The organism is Alkalicoccus urumqiensis, assembly GCF_002993335.1.
Lineage (GTDB): Bacteria > Bacillota > Bacilli > Bacillales > Salisediminibacteriaceae > Alkalicoccus > Alkalicoccus urumqiensis.
This window is the reverse complement of record NZ_PVNS01000001.1, coordinates 309,746-333,227: the sequence shown is the minus strand read 5'-3', so window position 1 is coordinate 333,227 and position 23,482 is coordinate 309,746. Positions and strand designations below refer to the sequence as shown.

Sequence of the window (23,482 nt, the reverse complement as noted above, 5' to 3'; positions counted from 1 at the left end):
GCAGCTATGTCCATGATTACGAACCCGATCCTGCCCGGCTTCCACGCCGATCCGTCCATTCTCCGCGTGGGCGAGGATTTCTACATCGCGACGTCCACGTTTGAATGGTTCCCGGGCGTGCGGATCCACCACTCCCGCGACCTGAAAAACTGGTCGTTTGCGGGCAGTCCGCTCACCCGCACGTCCCAGCTCGACATGAAAGGCAACATGAACTCCGGCGGCGTCTGGGCGCCGGACCTGAGCTGGCACGACGGCACGTTCTACCTCATCTACACCGACGTCAAGCAGTGGCACGGCGCCTACAAGGACGCCCACAACTACCTCGTCACCGCGCCGGCCGTCACCGGCCCGTGGTCCGAGCCGGTCTACTTAAACAGCAGCGGCTTTGACCCGTCGCTCTTCCACGATGACGACGGCCGCAAGTACCTCGTCAACATGATCTGGGACTACCGCAGCGGCAATCATCCGTTTGCCGGCATCGTCCTCCAGGAGTTCGACGAGGAGGCGGGTGCGCTCACCGGTCCGATCCAGACGATCTACGAAGGCACCGACATTAAGCTCACCGAAGGGCCGCACCTGTACAAAAAAGACGGCTGGTACTACCTGCTCGTCGCCGAAGGCGGCACCGAGTACGAGCACGCGGAAACCGTCGCCCGCGCGAAAACGATCGACGGCCCGTATGAAACCGATCCGCACTACCCGCTCCTTACGTCGCGCGGCAACCCGGATCTCACGATTCAAAAGGCGGGGCACGCAAGCCTCGTCGACACGCCGAACGGCGAATGGTACCTCGCGCACCTCGGCGGCCGTCCGTTGAACGGCAAATACTGCACGCTCGGGCGCGAGACGTCGATTCAGAAAGTCGTCTGGACCGACGACGGCTGGCTCCGCCTCGCCCACGGCGGGCACTTCCCGCAGGCGGAAACCGAAGCGCCGGACCTGCCGGAAGTGAAGGTGGACAAAGAGCCGGTCCGCGACGACTTCAACACGGATGTGCTGGGAGGCGCGTGGAATTCGCTCCGCATTCCGGCGGATCCGTCGTGGTGCAGCCTCGACGACCGTCCAGGCCATCTGCGCCTGTACGGCCGGGAATCGCTCTCGTCGGTGCACCACCAATCGCTGATTGCGCGGCGCCAGACGCACTTTGCCTGCCGCGTGCAGACGAGCGTCGATGCTGTGCCGGAGGACTTCCAGCAGAAGGCCGGTCTCGTCGTCTACTACGACACCGAGGACCACGCCTACCTGCACGTGACGCACCACGAAGAGAAGGGCCGCGTGCTGCAGATTCTGCGCACCGTCGGCGGCGACTACGAAGAGGTGCTTCTGCCGCCGCAGCGCGTCGCGCAGGAAGGTCCGGTCGAACTCGCCTGCGACATCCACTACGACACGATGCAGTTTTTCTACCGCGACGCGGAGACAACCGACTGGCAGCCGCTCGGAAAACGGCTCGATACAACGCACATGTCTGATGACTCTGCCGCCCACGTGCGCTTTACCGGCACGTTCGTCGGCATGGCGTGCCAGGATTACAGCGGACGCCGCATGGCTGCCGACTTTGATTACTTTGATTACGAACCGGTGGAATAAGGAGAAAGGCTGCTGCGGTCTGTTACAGGACCGGCAGCAGCCTTTCAGTATGTGATGGAAGTGGAAAATAAAAATGACGGGGCCGGCTGAAGCGGCTTTTCTCGGAGTACAAGGAAGTATAAAATTCGAAGCCTCTTCCGAACAGGGATGCCAAGGGTTATCGCATTTCAACGTTCTGTTCCAGGTACCGTTTGTTTCTGTTGACGGAGCTTCTCTGCTTTTCGGCAGAAGCTTGCCGTGGGCTTGTCTTCCAGCCGGGCGTTATCTGCACGGCTGCAGAGCGCGAGCGGAGCAGGCCTATGGTTTAAGGCGCAGGGCAGCGAACTTCTGCCATGCGGCGCGGCCGCGCGGAGCCATGCTTCTTCAAGCAAAGAACGAATCCCACCGGCGTCTCTGCCGAACGCTCCGAAGCGCAGTAAAATAGAGGTGAAATACGAAGGATTCATAGCAGAGACATTCTTTATAAGGTAATGATGGTCTCTTCCAATTCGATTGAATGACAGCATTTTCTGCGCAAAAGGGATCGCTTCTAACAAGTGTTTTTTTCTACCTGCCGAAACCGGAGGCCGTCGACTCCGGGAGGATCCGAACGAGGCGAAAATCCACGCCGCGTCAAGCGGCTGAAGGCGCGAGCGGAGCAGGCCTATGGTTTAAGGCGCAGGGCAGCGAACTTCTGCCATGCGGCGCGGCCGCGCGGAGCCATGCTTCTTCAAGCAAAGAACGAATCCCACCGGCGTCTCTGCCGAACGCTCCGAAGCGCAGTAAAATAGAGGTGAAATACGAAGGATTCATAGCAGAGACATTCTTTATAAGGTAATGATGGTCTCTTCCAATTCGATTGAATGACAGCATTTTCTGCGCAAAAGGGATCGCTTCTAACAAGTGTTTTTTTCTACCTGCCGAAACCGGAGGCCGTCGACTCCGGGAGGATCCGAACGAGGCGAAAATCCACGCCGCGTCAAGCGGCTGAAGGCGCGAGCGGAGCAGGCCTATGGTTTAAGGCGCAGGGCAGCGAACTTCTGCCATGCGGTGCGGCCGCGCGGAGCCGTGCTACTTGTAATAAAAGCGTTGTACGGCTGCAGGTGCAGGCAGAAAGCGGGAACCTCTTCAATAGACCTCTCTTTTTTAAACCAGGCGGTTTCTGCCTGGTTTATTTCGTAGAAACGCCGGTTTTCTGTACAGGTTTTGTATTACCATGTACGCATACAGGGTAATAGAAGAAAGTATGCGGTTTCAAATTGATACGAAGGTGGAGGGACATAACAGATGGTAAAAACAATTGCAGTAACCGGAGGCAGCGGCCATTTAGGGAAGTGGGTCGTGAGTGAGCTGAAGGATAAAGGGATCGGGGTCGTAAACCTGGATCAGAAGAAAAACCCGGAGTGCCGGACGGTGATCACCGATCTGACCGATCTCGGGCAGGTGTACGGCGCGCTCGAAGGGGTGGACGCTGTCATTCATTTAGGTGCGATTCCGGTCGCGTATTCCCATCCGGATGACGTAACGTTTCAGAACAACGTCATGTCGACGTACAATGTACTTCAGGCGTGCGCGGGGCTCGGCATTAAAAAGACGGTTATTGCGTCGAGTGAGTCCTCCTACGGCATCGTATTCGCGAAAAAGCGGCTGCTGCCGGACTACGTGCCGGTGGATGAAGCGCATCCGCAGCGGCCGGAGGATGCCTACGGCCTGTCGAAAGTCGTGAATGAGGAAACAGCGGACATGTTTTACCGGAGAGCCGGCGTCCAGACCGTATCGCTGCGTCTCGGCAATGTTATTGCGCCGGATCAGTACAAAAACTTCCCGTCCTTTATTCATGATGCGAAAGAGCGGGAGCGTATTCTCTGGAGCTATATTGATGTGAGAGATATTGCGGATGCCTGTCTGAAGGCGGTGGAGAAAGACGGTCTCGGCCACACCGTGCTCAATCTGGCAGCCGATGACAGCAGCATGGATATTCCGAGCCGGGAATTAATGAAAGAACGGTTCCCGGAAGTAGCGGATAACGACATTCATGTGGATGATTATGAAACGATGCTTTCCAATAAAAAAGCGAAAGAAGTGCTCGGCTGGAAGCCGGTGCACCAGTGGCGTCAGTACGTATCGATAGACTGAGCCTGTACACGAAAGCCCCTGCCGGAAGCAATGGCAGAGGCTCAGACTGTAGAAAAGGTAATAGCTGGAGAATACGTATACTTCTGCCTGAACCTGCAGCCGAACGCGTTCCGGAGTGAAGTCAAACTGCTATAGCTTGCTTCCTTTTATTTATAAGAAGCACGGCTTCGCGCGGCCTCCGGTTTGGGCAGAGAGATTATCGTAAATAACTGGAGGACTAATTGTCCCTGGCAGAAAGTCGTTTTTGCGGGCGTTCTCTGCTGACTAGATCAGCCGGCTTATGCTAACGTTATTATCGGTTACCGTGCCTTCTTTTTCATAAACGAAAACACTTCGAAGTGTCCGGCAGAGACGCCAGTGGGGGTTCGTTTTTCGCTTTAAGAAGCATGGCTCCGCGCGGCCACGCCGCATGGCAGAAGATCGCTGCCCTGCGGCTCAAACCAAAGGCCGGCTTCACTCATGCTCTGCAGCCGTGCAAATAGCGCCCGGCTAGAAGGCAAGCCCCGCGGCAAGCTTCTGCCGGATAGCGTAGAAGTGTCCTATTACAAAAACGTACTAACTATGCATCAAAATCGAATTTGTGTACAGTCTGAGCCCCTGCCAATTGCTTTTGGCAGGGGCTTTATTCCGCTTAATCCGATTCGAGGTTAAACTGCCAGCTGATGCCGAAGCGGTCTGTCACAGTGCCGTACAGGGGGCTCCAGAACGTTTCCTGAAGCTCCATGCCGACCGTGCCGTTTTCGGCAAGCGCGTGGAACCACTGCTTTACGTTCTCCCGGCTGTCCGTTAAAACGGCTAGCGTGACGTTAGTGCCGACGGTATGTTCCATCCCGGGAAAGGTGTCGGAAAACATAACCGTCGTGCCGGCAATCGTCAGGCGCGTATGGAGAATACGGTCTGCCGCCTCTTCCGGCAGCGGATATTCCGGGTCGGCCGGCATATCCGAAAAGCGCATGGTTTCCGGTGCTTCGGTGGAAAAGACGCTCTGATAAAACCGGACGGCCTCTTCACACGTACCTGGAAAATTCAAATAGGGCTGCACTGGCATCGTACTTCACTCCTTTTTGTTCTTACTCATTCTCATCCATACGGCGGACAGATCGGACGATGCGCCAGCTCATGACGACCGGTGCAGCTGCAGTCAGCGCAATCAGAAGCCAGAAATCCCAGCTCAGTCCGTTCTGGTGGCCGAGTGCGGTCTGGATCATCATGAGAAGCAGGTAGGCAAACATCAGGCTGAGCAGCAGATTGAGCACAGAAAGAAGCCCGGTGCTCTGCTGCTGCACGTGGGCAGCCTGCTCCTCGGAAAGCGAGTCCCGTTTTAAGCCGGGAAGCTGGATGAACTGGACCGCCTGGTGCGGATCCTTCTGCCGCCGGATGAGAAAGTGATTTAACAAGGTTAACAGCAGTACCGTCCCGGCGTAGAGCAGGACGAGAGAAACGAGCATTTCTTTTCCAGAAAACGCCGTCGGTTCACCCGCTGCATTAAAGTGACGCGGAATAGTATCTGGAAGGGAGCTGTATGTAAAAGCCGTATAAACAGCCGCAGCCAGAAAGATGATCCAGGCGGCGATGTCGAGTTTCATGAACGATTCCTCCTTTGGTTCCGGGGAGATGCCCCTGTCTCATTGTACTACGGAACAGCATGCGGGAGGAGGGAAGATTTAAAAATGTGAACAATTGTGAAATGTTGAGCAAAGATATTGCGCCGGAAGCACAGCCGTTGTATACTTCCATTATCAGCAGAAACAAAGCGTCCTTTTCTGCAGATTGTTGTGAAAGACTGAACAAGCAGGATGCCTTCTTTTTTCTTCTTATATGTGATGTATTTCACAAAAGAAGACTTCTTTTTCCTTTTTTATGTGAATGTTTGAGCAAGTATTCGATAAAACCATTTATCCAAGGAGGATATTATTTATGAAAATTGCTGTTATTGGTGCAACCCACGCAGGTACGGCCGCTGTGAAAAACATGGCGGAGCTTTATCCGGAAGCAGACATTACCGTGTATGAGCGTAACGACAACGTATCGTTCCTTTCCTGCGGTCTGGCGCTGTATGTGGGTGGTGTCGTCGAAGATCCACAGGGACTGTTTTATTCGTCGCCGGAAGAGCTCACCGCGATGGGCGTCCGGATGCGGATGCAGCACGACGTCATCGACATTGACACGAACCGCCGCCGTCTCCGCGCAAAAGACCTTGTAACCGGAGAGGAGCACACCGACACGTATGACAAGCTGGTCATGACGACCGGATCGGCACCGATCGTACCACCGATTAAGGGCATTGATCTCGATAACATTCTGCTTGCGAAAAATTTCCGCCAGGCGAATACAATTATTGAGCGGGCGGAAAAAGCAGAGCACGTCACCGTCGTCGGCGCAGGCTATATCGGCGTCGAGCTGGTGGAAGCATTTAAGCAGGCGGGGAAGCGGGTGACACTGATTGATGGTGTGGACCGCATATTAAATAAATATCTGGATAAGGAGTTCACCGATGTCGTCGAAAACGACTTCACCGAGCGGGACATTGAGATGCGTCTCGGAGAATCGGTCACTTCCTTTGAAGGAACAGAGAGAATAGAAGCGGTGGTGACGGATCAGGGAAAAATCGACACAGATATGGTCATTCTCTGCGTCGGTTTCCGGCCGAACACCGGGCTTCTGAAAGGGAAAGTGGACATGCTTGAGAACGGGGCCATTAAAGTGGACCGCTATATGCGTACGAGCAATCCGGACATCCTCGCAGCGGGCGACTGCTGTGCGGTACCGTATAACCCGACCGGAGGCCACGCGTATATTCCACTGGCCACAAACGCGGTCCGCATGGGGACACTCGCCGCCCGCAACCTCGAAGAACCAGTCATGCCGCACGTCGGCACGCAGGGAACGTCCGGCCTGCACATTTTCGGCCTGAACATGGCTTCAACCGGTCTGACAGAAACATCCGCTTCTGCGATGGAGCATACGGTGGAATCGGTGCTCGTTACAGAAAAGCACCGTCCGGAATTTATGCCGACATCGGAGGATGTACAGCTGAAAGTGACGTTCGAACCGGAAAGCCGCCGGATCGTCGGCGCCCAGGTAATTTCCAAAGCGGATATGACCCAGGCGATTAACACGATCAGCGCAGCGATTCAGGGGAACATGACGATTGATGAACTGGCTTATACCGACTTCTTCTTCCAGCCGCACTTCAACCAGCCATGGAACTTCCTGAACAAAGCAGGATTGGCTGCGCAGAAAACACTCGTCCGCCGCGGAAAGCAGGCAGTTTCCTAAATACGAAAAGAAGACCCGCGCCCTGATCCGGCGCGGGTCTTCTTCAGGCTGTAGACAAAGTGATAGAGAGTGAACAAATATACTTCTGCCTGTACCTGTAGCTGTACGATGTCCGATGTCCGGAGGGAGTTTGAAAAGCGGAAGCGCCCTGGTCACGAGCGAGCCGTCCTGGAGGCCCTGCCGACGAAAGCTGCTCTTTGCTTTCTTCGGCAGGGGTGAAGGAACCAGAGCGGGTGCTGTAGCTGGACAATACTTCAATTATAAGAAGCACGGCTTCGCGCGGCCGCGCCGCATGACAGAAAACCACTGCCCTGCGGCTCAAACCATAGACTGGCTCCGCACGCGCTCTCAGCCGCTGACCGCGGCATCGATTTTCGCCTCATTCGGATCCTCCCGGAGTCGACGGTCTCCGGTTTGGTTAGAGAGAGCATCGTAAAATAGCTGGGAACTACCTGTCTCTATCAGAAAGCCGTTTTTGTGGGCGTCCACTGCTGACTAAATCAGCCGGCTTATGCTGCTTTTATTCTCGGTCACCGTGCCTCCCTTCCCATAAATGAAAACACTTCGAAGTGTCCGGCAGGGACGCCGGTGGGATTTAAGCGCAGTTTGAAGATCCTTTCTCCGGGCTTTCGCCCGGAGAAATAGCTGAAGACAAGCCCCACGGCAAGCTTCTGCCGGGTAGCGTAGAAGTGCTCTATTACAAAAATGTACTAACTATGCATAAAGAGCGAATTTGTCTACAGTCTGAGAAGACCCGCGCCCTGATTTGGCACGGGTCTTCTTCAGGATTTTTTCGATTTTGGCACGTGCCAACTTCCGATGGACCGCTGCGCTGCAGCCATCTGCCTGCTCCGGAACAGGCGAAGGGCCGGCCGTGGATAGGGTTGGGGCTGACGCTCGTGGCACAAAAGGATTCTGTTTTGGCACGAACGGCCGGTGTCCCGGCACACGGCCTGCTGCTTTTGGCACGAAACTATCTACATGGCACGATCCGCTCCGTTCCTGGCACAAACCGCTTCGTCCGTGGCACGAAATCCACGCGGCATGGCACGTTCCGGACAAAAAGAACCGCTGCAGTGCAGCGGTCCAGGGTACGTGACCCGACATCGATCAGCTCGGTGGTGCCATTTCCAGATCTTCCACCGGTTTCTCCAGGTAGTTCCGGTCTTTTCTCGCATTGTAGCGGTCGGCTTTTTCGATCCGGACGGCGATGTTGTAGTCCGGGATGCCGGCAAACTTCTCGTAGCGGCCTTTCGGCAGCAGGAAGTTGCCTTCCGGGAAGTGAACACCGAGATTGGAGCGGGCGATCGAGGCAAAGCGGGCCTGCCCCTGGAAAACGCCGAAATCGTTGTAGACAACGACTTTTTCGCCTTCGTGGATCGACTGCTCCCGGGCGTCGTCCGGATGAATCAATACGTCCCAGCGCTCCGCCTGGTTAAACGGATCGGTTTCGCTGTAGACCATGGAATTAAACTGCTTGCCGCGGCGCGTCGTCACATAGAAATCGCCCGGTTTCTTGTTTAAATCCGGAATATCGACCGGGATCAGCGAGCCGCGTCCGTCCGGTGTCGGGCAGATGCCGTCTTCACACAGCCACGCGCCGCCCCACTGGAAGACATCGCCCTGATTTTTCAAGTGCTGCACGCCTTCGTAGTTCGGATTCGCCTGCGCGATCTCCTCCCGGATGGCCTGCCCGTTTTTAAAGTCCACCAGGTGGGCCGTGTCCGGCTTCACACGCTTGGCGAGATCAATGTAAATTTTCCACTCCGCCCGTGCTTCGGCAATCTTATTTTTGTTCCCCGGAATCTCCGGAGAATAGTAAACCATGCGCTCAGTGGATGTCGACGTGCCGCCGCCCTCCTGCTCATAGCGCGTTTTCGCCGGCAGTACGATCACGGCCTCTTTCGCATCTACAAGCGTCGACGTATTCAGAATAATATCCTGATGCACCCGGATATCGAGGGACGCGAGCGCCTGCTCGACGAAGTCCGGATCCGGCATCGTCTCGAGGAAATTTCCGCCGGACATATAGTACATCCGCAGCTTCCGCTCGTGATCCTCCGGCAGCATGCAGTTTTCGAGGCTCACCCCGACGATATCCCCCTGCCAGTCCGGCAGTGTAAAGCCCCACAGCTTTTCGATACGCTCTTTGTTCGCCGCATTGTAGTCGCCGCCCGGAAGCACAAATGGATCGGCCCCCATCTCGCCGCTTCCCTGCACTGAAGAATGGCCTCTAAACGGCATGAGACCGGCATGCTTTCTGCCGAGAAAACCGCGGAGCAGCGCCAGATTCGCCACCTGGGAAATGTTATCGGTCGCAAACGTATGCATCGTCAGACCGAGCGCCCAGGCGAAAACGGCGTTCTTACTCTGTGCCAGCAGTTCCGCAAGCTCGATGATTCGTTCTCTGGAAATGCCGGAGGATTCCACGATCTCCTCCCAGGACTGGGAAATAACCGTCGCTTTCAGCTCCTCGTAGCCGTTCACGTGCTCTTCGACAAAAGCGTGGTTCACAGCAGAGCCGTGTTCGTTCTCTTCCATATCAAACCAGTGTTTCATAATGCCGTGCATAAAGGCGATGTCGCCGCCGATGTTCACCTGATAAAAATCATCCGCTACTTTCGTGCCGAAAAGCGCTGATTCCGGTACCGAAGGCACCCAGTATTCATCCATCGACGGCTCTTTGTACGGGTTCACGACGATAATTTTCGTGCCGCGTTTTTTTGCTTCCAGCATGTACTTCGTGGAAACCGGCGACGAATTCGAGGCCACGCTTCCCCAGAACAGCAGGACATCGGTGCCGATCCAGTCCTGATAGTTGGCCGTCGAGGCGCCGACGCCGATCGAGCGCTTCATCGCTGTTTTACTCGGCGAGTGGCAGATACGGGAAGCGTTATCGACGTTGTTTGTCTCCAGAAAACGGGCGACTTTTCCTCCGACGTAATACGATTCGTTCGTAATGCCCCGGGACGTCATATAAAATGCATACTGCTGCGGATCGAGCTCCTTCATTTTCCCGGCAATCTGATCCATCGCTTCATCCCAGGAGAGACGGGAAAATTTCCGTTCGCCGGGGCGGCGGATGAGCGGGTAGGGGATACGGCCGAGCCCGCGCAGCTCGGTACTCGAGTACTTACGCAGTTCATCGATATCCTGATGCAGCACGTCTTCATCGATGGCGGGCATGGTGTTCAGACGCAGGACATTAAACCTGGTCGTGCACACGTGCGGTCCGGTGAGCGTCTGGTCATACAGACCGGATACACCGAGCGCGCAGCCGTCACAGACGCCCTTTGTAATAATGTTTTTCGCGTAGTTTAAGTTATCCCGGTTCTCCCACATCGTCTTAAACGAGTCGCGGATATGTTTCGGTTTGACTTTGCCGAGCCCGAACGGCACCGGGCTCACCCAGTGTTCCGGTGCAGGCTTCTTATCTTTTTTCATCGGTCCCGGATGCTGTGTCTTTCCCATGATGATTCCTCCTTTAAAAATAGAAAAAGCCACCGCCATGAATCCGTACTGCCGCGTGGCAGCCGGGTCAAAGCGGTGGCTGAGCCTCCAGCAGGATCGCTGCTGAGCACCTAGCCGGGTGCTTGTTATGTGCGGAATTTTTCTTCCAGGTTTTCATCAAAGATAAAAATCGACATGCCCTTGTCCTGTTCAATATCGATATCCACAAACAGATCGACAAACGAGGCGCCGAGAAAGGCTTCCATCTCCTCCGGCCGGTGCTGGTGGTACATCTGCTTCACCATTTCGGTACGGGCGGCGCGGAGCATCTGGCGGCCGTCTTCATTGTTGGCAATGAATTTTTCCACCGGCGAAAGGTTGCCTTCCATCTCACAGATTGCCCAGTTTTTACAGAACGTCGTCTGGATCCGGCTCGGGCCTTTCCCCATATGCTTTTTTCGAAATGCCCGGACGAGATTGCTGAACTCTGCTTCATACTTATTCATGGAAAACATCCTTTATCCTGCAGAAATATCATTGTACGTAAATCCTATGCCGGAACGGCCGGATTGTCAACTTAACTGGCAGCCGCTTCGGATGGCTGCTCCGCTTTCAGACGTTTAATGTCCGAACGGATAAGGATCGAGACGACGAGCGCGGCAATAAACATACCGCCGAAAATATACAATGTTGCCGTATAGCTTTCGGTCGCCTCCCGGACAGCGGACGCAAGAATTGGTCCGACAAGTCCGGCAGCCGCCCAGGCCGTGAGAATGTAGCCGTGGATCGCCCCGAGCTGCTTCGTGCCGAACAGGTCCCCAATGTATGCGGGAATCGACGCGAATCCGCCGCCGTAGCACGTAATGATGAGGAAAACGACGATCTGGAACAAAATCGCGTGGGTAATCGTCGGCAGCGCGAAGAAAGACACGATCTGAATAGCGAAAAACGCGGTATACACGTTCGGCCGTCCGATGTAATCCGAGATCGTCGCCCAGGCAAGACGGCCGACGCCGTTGAAAAAGCCCATGATCCCGACCATCGTTGCAGCAGCCGCTGCCGAAAGTCCGGCGATTTCCTGCGCCATCGGAGAAGCGACGGCAAGAATCGCAATTCCGCACGTGACGTTGATGAACAGCATGATCCAGAGAAACCAGAAACGGCGCGTGCGGACCGCTTCGTTCGCGGTCAGCTGCGACAGATCCGCGCGGGCTTTTTTCGAGCCCCCGTCCTGGTATTCGGGCATGTAGCCTTCCGGCGGGCGCTCGAGATACAGCGCGGACAGGCTCATGACGACGAGGTAGACGACACCGAGCGTGTAGAACGTGCCGGCTATGCCGACGCTGTTAATGAGCGACGCCATCACTGGGCTTGCGATCATCGCCGCAAAACCGAATCCCATAATCGCGAGTCCGGTAGCAAGCCCGCGTCGGTCCGGGAACCATTTCACGAGCGTTGATACCGGTGTAATGTACCCGATGCCGAGGCCGATGCCTCCCAGGGCGCCGTACGTCAGGTACAGTCCCCAGATGGAACCGAGGTCGACAGCCAGGCCGGAGCCGATCATGCCGGCTCCGAAAAAGCCGGCGGCCACAAGTCCGGAGATGCGCGGACCGTATTTCTCCACGAAATGCCCCATAAAGGCGGCAGCCAGGCCGAGAAACACAATCGCGATACTGAAGACGGCCGAGATCGCGCTCAGACTCCAGCTGAACTGCTCGGCGAGCGGATTGGTGAACACGCTCCAGGCGTAGACGGAGCCGATGGAGATGTGAATGCCGACAGCGGCGAGTGCAATAAGCCAGCGGTTTTTCGTTTTCCCATTCATATGTACTTCCTCCTCGTAGTGGCAGCTTCCTGACACAAAAAAACCGCTGCAGCGGTCTCCGTCTTCTGCCAAATCGGGCAGGTCAGAGGCCGTGCAACGGTTAGCTTCCAACAGGTTCGCTGCTGAATGACCAACGTATGCAGACAATGGAACGCGGGGGGCGGCTGAACCGGCGGCAGGGTCGCTGCTCCGTGTTTAGACGGCACCTCGTTCAACTTTTCCTTTTTTATCTTACCTGCATATGTAAGCATTTACAATAGCTTTCCGAAAAAAAGTTCAAGATTTAGACACAACTGCCCGCAGGAGGAAGAAATACTTGATTGTCAGGAAAAGGGAAGCTTATACTGGGCACATCAAAGGAAGTGGGGGAACGATGTATGGATGAACTGCGGATGAGCCGGCCTCGCACCATCGTACGATTTACCGAAGGCCGTTTTGAGGAAGTGGAGGATGAGATTGTTCTGGAAGAGCCGCTGACGGTCATGCTGAACGGAGAGGAGTTTGCGACGCTCGTCTGTACGCCGGCTGACCAGCGGGAGCTTGTCCTCGGATTTCTGGCGTCGGAAGGGGTGATCCGCCTCCCGAAGGAAATCCGGAAACTGACTCTCGATGAATCGAAGGGCTTCGCCTACGTGGAGCTTTTTAAGGAGATCGAGCTGAATCAGCAGGACTACACGAAGCGTGTCATCGGCTCGTGCTGCGGCAAGGGCAGGCAGTTTTATTTTCAAAACGACGCCCGTACGGCGAAAACGTCGATGACGCGGCAGACGCTTTCGCCGGAGCAGTGCATCGGACGGATGCGTGAGATGCAGGCAGGGAGCCACGTGTTTAAAGGGACCGGCGGCGTCCACAATGCCGCGCTTGCCACTCCGGATGAACTGATAGTCAGCCGGACCGATATCGGCAGGCACAATGCGCTCGACAAGCTGTACGGCTACTGCCTGGAAAACGGCATTTCCGTCCGCGACAAAGTGCTCGTTTTCAGCGGACGGCTCTCGTCGGAGGTACTTACCAAAGCAGCCAAAATCGGCGTCGGCATCGTACTATCCAAGTCCGCACCGACCGACCTCGCCATCCGTATGGCAGAGGAGCTGCAGATTACAGCCGTCGGCTTCATCCGCGGCGGATCATTCAACGTCTATTCCCATGCCCACCGCATTCAAATAAAGGAGGAACGACCCATGAGCAGCTGTCCGATTGACCACACACCCGAAGATACGAAAGCAAAGCTCGATTCCCAGAAGGAGCACCTGCCCGCAATTGTGTATGCGGAGGCCGAATCGATTCTGCAGGGAACCCCGGATCAGGAGCAGTTAAACGAGCTGTTCCACCTTTTGAAAAAATACGACCTCGCCGAACCGGACGAACAGAAGCAGCGCGAACAAGGAATCACCGCACTCGCTGGAAAAGTAAACGCATAATCATGAAGTTCAGACCGGCCGCTGCCTCAAGCGGCCGGTTTTTTACTAATAGGGTAAGAATGTATAAAATCTAAAGGCTCTTTCGAGCAGCTATGCCAAGGGCTGCAGCATTTCAGTGTTCTGTTCCATGTAACGTTTTCTTTCTATCTGCCGAACCCGGAGGCCGTCGACTCCGGGAGGATCGGAACGAGGCGAAAATCCATGCCGCGGTCAGCGGCTGAGAGCGCGGGCGGAGCCATGCTTCTTCAAGCAAAAAACGAATCCCACTGGCGTCCCTGCCGCACGCTTCGAAGTGCCGGAACTAATTTAGAAGAGAAAATACAGTGCTTGATAAAAACAGCACCTTAAGCAGCATGTCTTTTCTTCTCGTATTTATTGATTTTGATGGTGGGGGAATAAATGGAGGTGAAGTGTACCGGTGAATGAAATTAAATGGTATAATTTTGGTAATTAGTTTTTGAACAGAATGGAGAGGTGAAATGTTTTTTCTAACATTGATCTGGATTTGTTTAGGGATGCTTTTTTTTCTTTTTAAAAGACGTTTTCCAAAACCTTTATCTTCTTTTTTTGTGGCATTTCTCGTACTGTTAGGTTTTTATATTGCAGGATTTCTTTTAGATGTTTTAAAAATTATTGTATAAAAACAGCGGCCTTACAATTAAGTGAGGCCGCTCAGACTGTAGACAAATTCGCTTCTTATGCATAGTCAGTACATTCTTGTCATAGGGCACTTCTATGCTGCCTGGCAGAAGCTTGTCTTCCAGCCGGGCGCTGTTTGCATGGCTGCAGGTGCAGGCAGGAAACGGTACACCATTCAATAAACTTCACTATTCTTTTAAGACCAGGCGGGTTTTGCCTGGTTTTTTTCTGCTGCATTCAGTGGCCGCACCCGGTCCGTACGGAACGACGGCGCGGTTCCGGCAGCGGCCTCTCCCGCCGCAGCCATCCGCTTGCGAACGGGGCACGGTCCGGAAGTAGAGGGGCCGCCTGGGTGTGGCGGCCGGTTTTTTCTTCCAGCGCATTCCGCGAAAGTACCCGGCCTCGTGCGGAACGGCGGAGTGGTTCCGGCAGCGGGGCAGCGCGGGGAGCTGCCGGTGGATGAGGGGTTGGGTTTTGAGGAAGTGGACATTTTTCGGGAGCAGCGGACCTTTTTTCCTGGTTACGGATGTTTTGGATGGAGAAGTGGTACGTTTTTAACGAAGTGCACGTCCGGACCCGAGTTACGAACGTCGGCCCCTGCGTTGTGGACGTCGGACCGGGTGTTACGATACATTCCCCTCACTGAAGTGAACGTATAGTCGAAAATCCCGCTGAACAACTGCTGCAGCTGAAAACCGCTGCAGCCATCTGCTCAACACAGAGGCTCACTCCGGATCCGGTCGCAGGCTTGTGCACCAATTCACTTACAAAAAATAAGTGAAATCCGTTGACGGTTGATAAATAATATAATATTATTAATTAAAGTCAGAAAATTCTCTCTTAGGAGGCGGTTATCGTGCTCGACGTGTTCAAGCTCGGTTATGTCGATTTTCACGTGCAGGATATGGAAAAGATGAAGCAGTACTATGCAGAGATCGTCGGTTTTACGGAAACAGAGACGGACAAAAATGGAAGCGTTTACTTTTCGAGTTCGACCGACCATCATAACATTATTCTTACGCCGTCCGATCAGTCCGGCATCCGCCGTTTCGGCTTTCAGTACGTGTCGGAGCATTCGTTAAGCGAGATTATCGATCATCTGAAAACACTGGATATCGATGCTTCGGTCCGCGAAGGCGGCGACCCGGCAGCGCCGGATATTCTCACGTTCACCGATCCGGAAGGCTACGCCGTTGATTTATATCCATCGATGGAGATGCGGGAAAACCGCGGCTTTAACAAAGAAGGCATTCTCCCGAACAAAGTCGGCCATCTGTCGATCCGCGTATCCGACGCGAAAAAGGAAGTCGAATTTTATAAAAAACTCGGTTTCCACAATACGGACTGGATTGAAGACTACTTCGGTTTCATGACGTGCAATACCGACCATCACGTACTGAACTTTTTCACATCGGAAACGAAAGGCATGCATCACCTGGCGATGGAGATGCGCAACTATCAGCACCTTATCTCCACGCTCGATTTCCTCCGGTTGAACGGGGTGAACCTGGAGTGGGGGCCGTCGCGCCACGGGGCAGGCCACAACATCGCCTGCTACCACTATGATCCGGAAGGCAATCTGATTGAGCTGTTCACCGATGCGGACAAGTACATTAAAGAGCTCGGCATTTTCGACCCGCGCCCGTGGCACAAAGAATTCCCGCAGAAGCCGAAAGTGTGGAGCACCGATGAATGCCTCTCTCTCTGGGGCGTGGACTTTGAAAAAGCGCTTGTCTGACAAGGGCCGGGCTGCCTGGAGACGCTCCGCGTGATATGCTGAAACAGGAAAAACGTGGAGAATGGAGGAGTGCTGACATGGCTATGCGGAATTTAAGCGACCAGCTGCTTCATGAGCTGGGAAGAGAAATCGTGTGCGGAGAGAGGGAGCCTGGGAGCACACTGCCGAAAGTGGAAACATTAAGTGAAATGCGCGGCGTGAGCCGGACCGTCGTCCGGGAGGCGATCAAAGGCCTTCACGCAAGGCGCCTCGTCGAATCCTCCACCCGGACCGGCACCGCCGTGCGTGAGCCGGAAAGCTGGCTCTGGTGGGACCCCGACGTCATCGGCTGGGCGGCCGGCGCCGACGACAACCGGACTGTGCTTCTGCAGCTGTCGGAAGTACGGATGGCAATGGAGCCTGCGGCCGTGAAGCTCGCCGCACGGAACGCAACGCCGGAAGACGTGGAGGCGATCCGGCACGCATTCGACAAACTGACCTATGCTTTAGACGACGAAACGGTCTGGGCCGAAGCGGACGGCCATTTTCACGAAGCCATTCTGGACGCCTCGCACAACATGCTGATGGCAAGCCTCGTGCGCACGCTCCAGTACGGACTCGTCCAGAGCCGCTATAAAACGATGAAAGCCCTCCGGCGGCAGCAGGAACGCGACAGCCCCGGCCGCACCGCCCAGGCGCTCGAAATGCACCGCGCCGTCATGGAAGCGGTGTGCAGCGGACAGGAAGATACCGCCCACCACGCCATGACACACCTGCTCGAAACCGTCGTCCAGCTGCTCGAAGAAGAGGAAAGCAGGTGATTCTATGACTGATGCATCCATCCCCCTTTTATGCCTGCACGGCGCAGGCGGAACCTCCAATGTGTGGAGGAAAACGACGCCGTATATCGGTGCACCGCACGCGCTTGTCGATCTGCCCGGCCGTTCCGGTATTCCGCCGGAGCCCGATATTGAGTCACACGCAGCGTGGCTTGCCGGAAGGCTTCCGGAGCAGGGGGCGGTACTCGCCGGGCATTCGATGGGCGGACTGATTGCGCTGGAAACAGCGGCCCGTTCAGACCGCGTACTCGGGGTTCTGCTCGCTGCAAGCCACACGGAACTTCCGGTGCACGAAAAAGTGCTCGACAAACTCCGGGGCGGCACATATCCGGACGGATTGTTCTACGCTTCGTACAGCGATAAGCTCGATCCGGACGTGCTGGCAGAGGAAAAAGAGGCGCTGACGCTCGTCGACACTCCGCAGCAGTACGCCGATTTCGCCGCCTGCAGTGAATACCGGGGAGGCAGGGAAGCACTGGAGAAGCTCCGGGTCCCGGTCCGCGCGGTTTACGGAGAGGAAGACCGGCTCCTTCCGCCGGGAGCACAGGAGGCACTCGGCGTACCATCGACGACCATCCCGGGCTGCGGCCACTTCATTATGGTGGAGAAGCCGGAAGCTCTTGCAGAAGAAATAAATCAGTTTTATACCAAAATCACAGGAGGAAAAACATCATGAAAATCGCAGCGCTCGTCGGCAGTAAACGTGAGGATTCCTACAACCACCGGATCGCCCTGTTCATGCAGGAGCGCTACCGGGATCAGCTGGATATTGACATCAAAGACATTGCGTCGCTGCCTCATTTTGATCAGGACGACGAAGAGAACCCGCCGGAAGTGGTGCAGCAGTTTAAAAAAGAGATCCGTGAAGCGGACGGTATTCTCATCGTCACGCCGGAGTACAACCATTCCGTGCCGGGCATGCTGAAAAACGCACTCGACTGGTGTTCGCGCGTCGACAAAGTCATGACCGGCAAGCCGGTGCTCATTGCAGGGGCAAGCCCGGGATTTCTCGGCACGGTGCGCTGTCAGGTGCATCTGCGCCAGATTCTCGCAGCACCCGGTATGGCAGCGAAAGTGCTCCCGGGAAATGAAGTCTTCATCGGCGCCGTGCATCAGAAAATGGACGATGAAGGATCGATCACCGACACCGGCACCGTGGAATTTCTCGATATGGTCGTCGGCAATTACGTAAACTTTGCGGAACTGGAACGTAAAAAAGAGGAACTGGCCGGCAACGGCAATCGATAAAGGAGGCAGGAGCATGGGTATTGGCATTGTTCGCTATGAAAAAGAAGGAATCCACTGGGGAGTACTGGACGGAGGGCAGATTTACCCCGTACAGGCTTCGGAAGAAACGCTCGCCGCCTTTTTAGCGGCAGACGGAAAACAGCGTGCTGAAGAAGCGCGGGAACATGCACAGCCGTTTTCACAGCTGGAGGTAACGCTTCTCAGTCCGGTGACGCTGCCGGGACAGATTGTCTGTCAGGGGGCGAACTATTCGGCGCACCGGGAAGAAGGCGGTCTGGATGCGAAGCGGCCGCCGTTCAATATGATTTTCACGAAGGCGCCGAGCTCGGTCACCGGGCCGGAGCATGACATTGAGAGTCCGAAGTCGATCGAGCTTCTCGATTATGAAATCGAGCTCGGGCTGGTGTTTCACAAGGCACTGACCGGGCCGGTGGCGGACGGAGAGGCAGCGCTGAAGCATTATGTGGCCGGCTTTGTTATCGGCAATGACGTGTCGTCGCGGGACCTGCAGTTTACGGAAAACCAGTGGTTCAAAGGAAAGAGCCTCCGCACGTTCTGTCCGGTCGGACCGGTATTGTACCTGATTGATCCGGAGGAGGCGCCGCTCGTGCATGATCTGGAGCTGACGCTGAAGGTGAACGGGGAAGTGCGCCAGCAGGCAAATACGTCGCAGCTTTTGTACAAGCCGGAGGAGACGCTCGTGGAACTGTCCGGCATGATGGACTTTCAGCCGGGGGACCTTCTATTAACCGGCACGCCGGGCGGGGTCGCGCTGAAGCTTCAGGCCGATGAAATGAACGCCCTGCTGAATCCGTTTGAAAAGCTCGATAAAAAGGTGAAAATGTTAAATGAAAGCCAGAAGGACAATCCGAACTACTTGAAGGAAGGCGACGTGATCACCTGTGAGATCCGGACCGCGGACGGGAAGATCGATCTCGGCCGTCAGGAAAACACCGTCCGGTTCGTTTAAGCGCAGGTATCCGCAAAGGAGGTTCCTATGAAGCCAATACTGCAGTCGCCGGAGGAGGCGGTGTCCCGTATTCAATCAGGCTCTGTCCTCATGGCCGGCGGGTTCGGTCTCGTCGGTATTCCGGAGAACATTATTCACGCACTGGCAGAATCCGGCGTCACGGATTTAACGGTCATTTCCAATAACTGCGGGGTCGATGACTGGGGGCTGGGACGGCTCCTGCACCGCAGACAGATTAAAAAAATGATCGGCTCGTATGTCGGCGGAAACAAAGAATTCGAACGGCAGATGATTTCGGGGGAGCTGGATGTGGAGCTGGTGCCGCAGGGATCGCTTGCTGAAAAAATCCGCGCAGGAGGCGCCGGTATTCCGGCGTTTTATACTCAGGCCGGAACAGGCACGCCGATTGCGGAAGGGAAAGAGACGCGCTGGTTCGGGGACACGGAATACGTTCTGGAAGAAGCGTTTACCGCCGACGTCAGCATCATTAAAGCGTGGAAGGCGGATACGATGGGCAACCTCGTCTACCGCCGCACGGCACGCAACTTCAACCCGGGCATGGCAGCGGCCGGCACTTATACGATCGCTGAAGTGGAGGAGATCGTCGACGCCGGACAGCTGGATCCGGACGAGATCCATACGCCCGGCATCTATGTCCAGGCGCTTCTTCCGGGCACATTTGAAAAACGAATCGAGCGGCGGACGACCGCGGCTGGACGCTGAGGAGGCGGAGCAGATGGACGTACGAAACCGGATTGCCGCCCGGGCCAGACAGGAGATTGAAGACGGCTTTTATGTCAACCTGGGCATCGGCATGCCGACGCTTGTCGCGAATTACCTTGAAGCAGATACACCGGTCGTGCTGCAGTCGGAAAATGGACTGCTCGGCATCGGCCCGTACCCGGAGGAAGACGAGCTGGATCCGGATCTTATCAACGCCGGCAAAGAAACGATTACGATGTCCCGGGGCGCGGCTCTGTTCGACAGCGCCGAGTCGTTTGCAATGATCCGCGGCGGCCATATTGACCTCGCGATTCTCGGAGCGATGGAAGTATCGGAAACCGGCGATCTGGCCAACTGGATGATTCCCGGAAAAGCGGTGAAAGGAATGGGCGGCGCCATGGATTTAGTCAACGGCGCGCAGAAAGTACTCATTATCATGGAGCACGTAAGCCGGAACGGCACTCCGAAAATCCGGAAAAGCTGCACGCTGCCGCTCACCGGACGCGGCGTCGTGAACCGGATTCTTACCGACATGGGTGTCATCGATGTCACCACGGACGGTCTTGTCCTCGTGGAAACCGCCGAAGGCGTGACGCCGGAAGCAGTGCAGGAAGCAACGGAAGCCCCGCTTGCCATCGCCCCGGATTTGAAAACCGGCGGCTACTGAGTGTGGAGACATAGAAAGGAGGAGCTGCTGTGCGTATTATGATCCGGCGTGTGCCGGACGGAAAAATCACCCTGCAGGAAGGGGCGAAAATTGCCGTCGTCACGATCAACCGCCCCGAAGCGAGAAATGCGCTGACGCGGGAGATGTGGCAGGAGCTCGGCAATGTCGCCCGGGCAGTGAAAAAGCGCGGCAAAAGCCGTGTCCTCATCGTCCGCGGCGTCCCCGGAAACTTTACCGCAGGGTCTGACATCAAGGAATTCTGCTCGATGACAAATGACGAAGCAAACGACGCGTTTCAAGTGATGGAAGAGACGATCGCTCTGTATGAGGAAATGCCGATTCCGGTCATCGGCGCGATCGACGGGCCGGTATACGGCGCCGGCTTTATCTTCTCTCTGGCCTTCGATCTCCGCATCGGCACGGAGCATACGAAAATGGGTATTCCGGTCGCACGGCTCGGTATCCGTCTCGGCCCCGCATTTACCGATCGGATCCTGTACCATCTCGGCCCCGCCCGGCTGAAAGAGCTCGTGCTGATGAGTACGATCTACGGCCACGAAACCGCCCACCAGCTCGGACTTCTTCACCAGGTGACGAGCCGGGCAGAGCTCGACAGCACCGTGCTTGCCGCAGCCGACCGGATCGTTCATTTATCGGCCGGCTCGGTTCAGGCAGTCAAGCAGGCCGTGCCGTCGTTCCGCCAGCCGGAAGAAGCCGGAGCGTGGGCCTATGCCGATCCGCAGGACTTTCACGAAGGGTGTACGGCATTCCGCGACAAGCGGGCGCCTGCTTTCCAGGAGAGGGGGCTTTCGTGAAACTTTACGGGCTGTATGGAAAAAGCGGAACCGGAAAGAGTCACACCGCCTCGGAAGTGATGCGCCGCTATAATATTGAAGCGCTGATCGACGACGGCCTCCTTATCCATGAGAAAAAGCGGGCCGCCGGCCGCACGGCAAAAAATGAAACCGCTGTCATTTCAGCGACGAAGCGCGCCACGTTCTTTTCCGACAGCCACCGCCGGGAAGTTCAGGCGTGGCTGACAGAACACCAGCCCGGATCGCTGCTCATTCTCGGAACATCCCGCAGAATGATCCGGCTCATCCAGGAGCGCCTCGGCCTCCCGGAGGACATCGAGTGGCTCGCCATCGAATCATTTCAGACACCAAAAGAAATCGATAAAGCAAAAATACAGCGCGCCCGAAACCTGCACGTCATTCCCGTTTTCCCCGACACTGCCGGAGGCGCCTTCGCCGGAAGCTGGTTCCGGAGGCTCGTCATCCGTCTCGGTGTCGGACGCGCCGAAGTTCTCATGGTCAAACCCGTCTACACCGCCGGCGACCGCATCACCGTCTCCAGCAGCTGCGTGCGCGACATGATTCAGATTCTCGCTGTCCCGCACATTCGTCTCGACAAAATGAAGCTGGATTACGAGAGAGTTCAGCTCTCTGTCACCACCGGTGCCGGAGTCGGGATAGAGGAACTCGCGGATTGGCGTCAGCGGGTGCTCGGCGAGATCCAAGAGCAGCTCGGCCTGTCCTACACGATCGACCTGTACTGGAAAAGTATTTCCCGGGAGGCGCTCCCGGGAGCGGAAGAGAACTGAGTTCCACTACATTACAGAAGGAGTGATTGTCATGACAAAGATGCTGTTCAAAGGAGCCGTCGTCATTACGATGGATGCAGAAATTGGAGACATGAAGCGCGGGGATGTGCTGATTGAAGGAGATAAAATTGTGGAAGTGGCCCCGTCGATTGAGGCGGGCGACGCGGAAGTGATCGACGCCTCCGAGCGCATTCTGATGCCTGGATTTGTCGACAGCCACCGGCATACGTGGGAATCGGTCATCCGTAACACCGGCGCCGACTGGTCGCTGCAGAAGTATCTCGGCAGCATTTACTACGGCAACATCGGCTCCATGCGCCGGCCGCAGGACGACTATATCGGCAACCTGCTCGGCGCACTCGAAGCGCTCGACGCCGGCGTGACGACGCTGTATGACTGGTCGATGACGATGTCCCGCGAACACTCCGAAGAAATGATCCGCGGTCTGCAGGAATCCGGGATCCGCGCCGTTTTCGGCCACGGATGTCCCGGCGACGGCGATTTCTGGAACCGGGAAAGCGAGCTGAATACGACAGAGGATGCACGCTACATTGCACAGAAGTATTTTTCCTCCAAAGATCAGCTTCTGACGCTCGGTCTCTCGATCCGAGGACCGGAGTTCTGCTCCTGGGACACGTCGATGGACGAAATTCGTCTCGCACGCGAACTGGATGCGGTCTGCAGCATGCACCTCGGCTTCGGCACGTGGGGAAGCGTCGACCGTTCTATTGAAAAGCTGCATAACGCCGGCATGCTCGGCCGGGACCTGAACTTCGTCCACGCAAATGCTGTCAGCCCGGAGGAAGTGAAACTCCTGGCAGAATTCGGCGGGTCGATTTCTGTGACACCGGAAGTGGAAATGATGATGGGACACGGCTACCCGGCGACCGGTCTGGCTCTGGAAAACGGCGTTACTCCGGCACTCGGCGTAGACGTCGTCACCTCCACCGGCGGCGACATGTTCGCGCAGATGAAGTTCGCGCTGCAGGCAGAGCGTTCCCGCGTGAATGAACAGCTCCTCGCGAAAGGCGAAATGCCGGGGCCACCGCTGCACATTTCCGCAAGGGAAATTCTGGAGATGGCAACGATCGAGAGCGCGCGGGCGCTGAAGCTCGAAGATAAAGTCGGCAGCCTGACGCCGGGCAAGCAGGCGGATCTTCTGCTGCTGCGGACGAGCGACTTTAACATGTTCCCGCTGAACGATCCGATCGGCACGATCGTTCAGTGCGCGCATACCGGCAACGTCGACAGCGTCTACGTCAACGGCGTGGCCCGGAAGAAAGACGGACGCCTCGTCGATGTCGATACCGCACGCATCCGCCGCCAGGCAGACGAAGCACGTAATGCCATCTTTGAGAAGTACGGCAACCCCGATGAGCTCTGGCTCGTGTAACAG

Annotated in this window: 20 protein-coding genes and 1 pseudogene; 14 read left to right on the top strand and 7 right to left on the bottom strand. The window is 56.0% G+C overall.

Annotation, left to right across the window (positions count from 1 at the left end):
* Nucleotides 1-6 precede the first annotated feature (6 nt).
* Nucleotides 7-1,587, top strand: coding sequence for a glycoside hydrolase family 43 protein (locus tag C6I21_RS01450; RefSeq protein WP_105957699.1), 1,581 nt, complete (start codon nucleotides 7-9; stop codon nucleotides 1,585-1,587).
* Between the two features lie 167 nt (nucleotides 1,588-1,754).
* On the opposite strand, the gene C6I21_RS16275 is transcribed toward C6I21_RS01450, so the two are convergent.
* Complete coding sequence (locus C6I21_RS16275) at nucleotides 1,755-2,033, bottom strand: hypothetical protein (RefSeq protein WP_181186030.1); 279 nt, start codon at nucleotides 2,031-2,033, stop codon at nucleotides 1,755-1,757.
* 166 nt (nucleotides 2,034-2,199) lie between these two features.
* Complete coding sequence (locus C6I21_RS16270; RefSeq protein ID WP_181186029.1) at nucleotides 2,200-2,379, bottom strand: hypothetical protein; 180 nt, start codon at nucleotides 2,377-2,379, stop codon at nucleotides 2,200-2,202.
* Nucleotides 2,380-2,853: 474 nt separating this feature from the next.
* On the opposite strand from C6I21_RS16270, the gene C6I21_RS01445 reads away from it, so the two are divergent.
* Nucleotides 2,854-3,702 (top strand): NAD-dependent epimerase/dehydratase family protein, encoded by an 849-nt coding sequence (locus tag C6I21_RS01445; protein ID WP_105957639.1) that lies wholly within the window; start codon nucleotides 2,854-2,856, stop codon nucleotides 3,700-3,702.
* Nucleotides 3,703-4,333: 631 nt separating this feature from the next.
* Here the strand turns inward: C6I21_RS01445 and C6I21_RS01440 are convergent.
* Both C6I21_RS01440 and C6I21_RS01435 read right to left on the bottom strand, forming a co-directional pair.
* Entirely contained in the window at nucleotides 4,334-4,750 is a 417-nt protein-coding gene (locus C6I21_RS01440; RefSeq protein WP_105957638.1) for a VOC family protein, read from the bottom strand.
* Between the two features lie 22 nt (nucleotides 4,751-4,772).
* Nucleotides 4,773-5,288, bottom strand: a complete 516-nt coding sequence (locus C6I21_RS01435; protein WP_105957637.1) for a DUF1648 domain-containing protein — start codon at nucleotides 5,286-5,288, stop codon at nucleotides 4,773-4,775.
* A gap of 331 nt (nucleotides 5,289-5,619) precedes the next feature.
* On the opposite strand from C6I21_RS01435, the gene C6I21_RS01425 reads away from it, so the two are divergent.
* Complete coding sequence (locus C6I21_RS01425) at nucleotides 5,620-6,981, top strand: FAD-dependent oxidoreductase (protein WP_105957635.1); 1,362 nt, start codon at nucleotides 5,620-5,622, stop codon at nucleotides 6,979-6,981.
* Between the two features lie 1,110 nt (nucleotides 6,982-8,091).
* Here C6I21_RS01425 and C6I21_RS01420 read toward each other — a convergent pair.
* The 3 genes from C6I21_RS01420 to C6I21_RS01410 form a co-directional block, all read right to left on the bottom strand.
* Nucleotides 8,092-10,452 carry an FdhF/YdeP family oxidoreductase gene (locus C6I21_RS01420; RefSeq protein ID WP_105957634.1) on the bottom strand — a complete coding sequence of 787 codons (2,361 nt, stop codon included), beginning with the start codon at nucleotides 10,450-10,452 and terminating at the stop codon, nucleotides 8,092-8,094.
* 125 nt (nucleotides 10,453-10,577) lie between these two features.
* Nucleotides 10,578-10,937, bottom strand: coding sequence for a Na-translocating system protein MpsC family protein (locus C6I21_RS01415; protein WP_105957633.1), 360 nt, complete (start codon nucleotides 10,935-10,937; stop codon nucleotides 10,578-10,580).
* 71 nt (nucleotides 10,938-11,008) lie between these two features.
* Nucleotides 11,009-12,259, bottom strand: coding sequence for an L-lactate MFS transporter (locus C6I21_RS01410; protein WP_105957632.1), 1,251 nt, complete (start codon nucleotides 12,257-12,259; stop codon nucleotides 11,009-11,011).
* Between the two features lie 392 nt (nucleotides 12,260-12,651).
* Between C6I21_RS01410 and fdhD the strand changes: the two are divergent.
* The 11 genes and pseudogenes from fdhD to C6I21_RS01350 all read left to right on the top strand — a co-directional run.
* Nucleotides 12,652-13,422: pseudogene (gene fdhD, locus C6I21_RS01400) on the top strand (formate dehydrogenase accessory sulfurtransferase FdhD); the annotation flags it as partial.
* Between the two features lie 1,753 nt (nucleotides 13,423-15,175).
* Entirely contained in the window at nucleotides 15,176-16,057 is an 882-nt protein-coding gene (locus C6I21_RS01395; protein ID WP_105957629.1) for a VOC family protein, read from the top strand.
* A gap of 77 nt (nucleotides 16,058-16,134) precedes the next feature.
* Nucleotides 16,135-16,857, top strand: coding sequence for a FadR/GntR family transcriptional regulator (locus C6I21_RS01390; RefSeq protein ID WP_181186028.1), 723 nt, complete (start codon nucleotides 16,135-16,137; stop codon nucleotides 16,855-16,857).
* A gap of 4 nt (nucleotides 16,858-16,861) precedes the next feature.
* Nucleotides 16,862-17,551 (top strand): alpha/beta fold hydrolase, encoded by a 690-nt coding sequence (locus C6I21_RS01385; protein ID WP_105957627.1) that lies wholly within the window; start codon nucleotides 16,862-16,864, stop codon nucleotides 17,549-17,551.
* On the top strand, nucleotides 17,548-18,123 hold the full coding sequence (locus C6I21_RS01380) for an NADPH-dependent FMN reductase (protein WP_105957626.1): 576 nt from the start codon (nucleotides 17,548-17,550) through the stop codon (nucleotides 18,121-18,123). The genes C6I21_RS01385 and C6I21_RS01380 overlap by 4 nt, the downstream gene beginning before the upstream one ends.
* Before the next feature lie 13 nt (nucleotides 18,124-18,136).
* The gene (locus tag C6I21_RS01375) at nucleotides 18,137-19,093 is read left to right on the top strand and encodes a fumarylacetoacetate hydrolase family protein (RefSeq protein ID WP_105957625.1); all 957 of its coding nucleotides are present in this window, start codon (nucleotides 18,137-18,139) and stop codon (nucleotides 19,091-19,093) included.
* A 27-nt stretch (nucleotides 19,094-19,120) separates the two neighbouring features.
* Nucleotides 19,121-19,816, top strand: coding sequence for a CoA transferase subunit A (locus C6I21_RS01370; RefSeq protein ID WP_105957624.1), 696 nt, complete (start codon nucleotides 19,121-19,123; stop codon nucleotides 19,814-19,816).
* Between the two features lie 13 nt (nucleotides 19,817-19,829).
* Nucleotides 19,830-20,483 (top strand): 3-oxoacid CoA-transferase subunit B, encoded by a 654-nt coding sequence (locus tag C6I21_RS01365; protein ID WP_105957623.1) that lies wholly within the window; start codon nucleotides 19,830-19,832, stop codon nucleotides 20,481-20,483.
* 38 nt (nucleotides 20,484-20,521) lie between these two features.
* Nucleotides 20,522-21,298: an enoyl-CoA hydratase/isomerase family protein gene (locus C6I21_RS01360; RefSeq protein ID WP_245411507.1), complete on the top strand. Its 777-nt coding sequence runs from the start codon at nucleotides 20,522-20,524 to the stop codon at nucleotides 21,296-21,298.
* Nucleotides 21,295-22,086, top strand: a complete 792-nt coding sequence (locus C6I21_RS01355) for a hypothetical protein (RefSeq protein WP_105957621.1) — start codon at nucleotides 21,295-21,297, stop codon at nucleotides 22,084-22,086. Before C6I21_RS01360 ends, C6I21_RS01355 begins: the two co-directional genes overlap by 4 nt.
* Nucleotides 22,087-22,117: 31 nt before the next feature.
* Entirely contained in the window at nucleotides 22,118-23,479 is a 1,362-nt protein-coding gene (locus tag C6I21_RS01350; RefSeq protein WP_105957620.1) for an amidohydrolase family protein, read from the top strand.
* Nucleotides 23,480-23,482 lie beyond the last annotated feature (3 nt).

Coding starts and splice junctions, on each gene's coding strand:
- C6I21_RS01450 (WP_105957699.1), top strand. CDS start 7: ATGTCCATGATTACGAACCCGATCCTGCCCGGCTTCCACGCCGATCCG.
- C6I21_RS16275 (WP_181186030.1), bottom strand. CDS start 2,033: ATGAATCCTTCGTATTTCACCTCTATTTTACTGCGCTTCGGAGCGTTC.
- C6I21_RS16270 (WP_181186029.1), bottom strand. CDS start 2,379: ATGAATCCTTCGTATTTCACCTCTATTTTACTGCGCTTCGGAGCGTTC.
- C6I21_RS01445 (WP_105957639.1), top strand. CDS start 2,854: ATGGTAAAAACAATTGCAGTAACCGGAGGCAGCGGCCATTTAGGGAAG.
- C6I21_RS01440 (WP_105957638.1), bottom strand. CDS start 4,750: ATGCCAGTGCAGCCCTATTTGAATTTTCCAGGTACGTGTGAAGAGGCC.
- C6I21_RS01435 (WP_105957637.1), bottom strand. CDS start 5,288: ATGAAACTCGACATCGCCGCCTGGATCATCTTTCTGGCTGCGGCTGTT.
- C6I21_RS01425 (WP_105957635.1), top strand. CDS start 5,620: ATGAAAATTGCTGTTATTGGTGCAACCCACGCAGGTACGGCCGCTGTG.
- C6I21_RS01420 (WP_105957634.1), bottom strand. CDS start 10,452: ATGGGAAAGACACAGCATCCGGGACCGATGAAAAAAGATAAGAAGCCT.
- C6I21_RS01415 (WP_105957633.1), bottom strand. CDS start 10,937: ATGAATAAGTATGAAGCAGAGTTCAGCAATCTCGTCCGGGCATTTCGA.
- C6I21_RS01410 (WP_105957632.1), bottom strand. CDS start 12,259: ATGAATGGGAAAACGAAAAACCGCTGGCTTATTGCACTCGCCGCTGTC.
- C6I21_RS01390 (WP_181186028.1), top strand. CDS start 16,135: ATGGCTATGCGGAATTTAAGCGACCAGCTGCTTCATGAGCTGGGAAGA.
- C6I21_RS01385 (WP_105957627.1), top strand. CDS start 16,862: ATGACTGATGCATCCATCCCCCTTTTATGCCTGCACGGCGCAGGCGGA.
- C6I21_RS01380 (WP_105957626.1), top strand. CDS start 17,548: ATGAAAATCGCAGCGCTCGTCGGCAGTAAACGTGAGGATTCCTACAAC.
- C6I21_RS01375 (WP_105957625.1), top strand. CDS start 18,137: ATGGGTATTGGCATTGTTCGCTATGAAAAAGAAGGAATCCACTGGGGA.
- C6I21_RS01370 (WP_105957624.1), top strand. CDS start 19,121: ATGAAGCCAATACTGCAGTCGCCGGAGGAGGCGGTGTCCCGTATTCAA.
- C6I21_RS01365 (WP_105957623.1), top strand. CDS start 19,830: ATGGACGTACGAAACCGGATTGCCGCCCGGGCCAGACAGGAGATTGAA.
- C6I21_RS01360 (WP_245411507.1), top strand. CDS start 20,522: ATGATCCGGCGTGTGCCGGACGGAAAAATCACCCTGCAGGAAGGGGCG.
- C6I21_RS01350 (WP_105957620.1), top strand. CDS start 22,118: ATGACAAAGATGCTGTTCAAAGGAGCCGTCGTCATTACGATGGATGCA.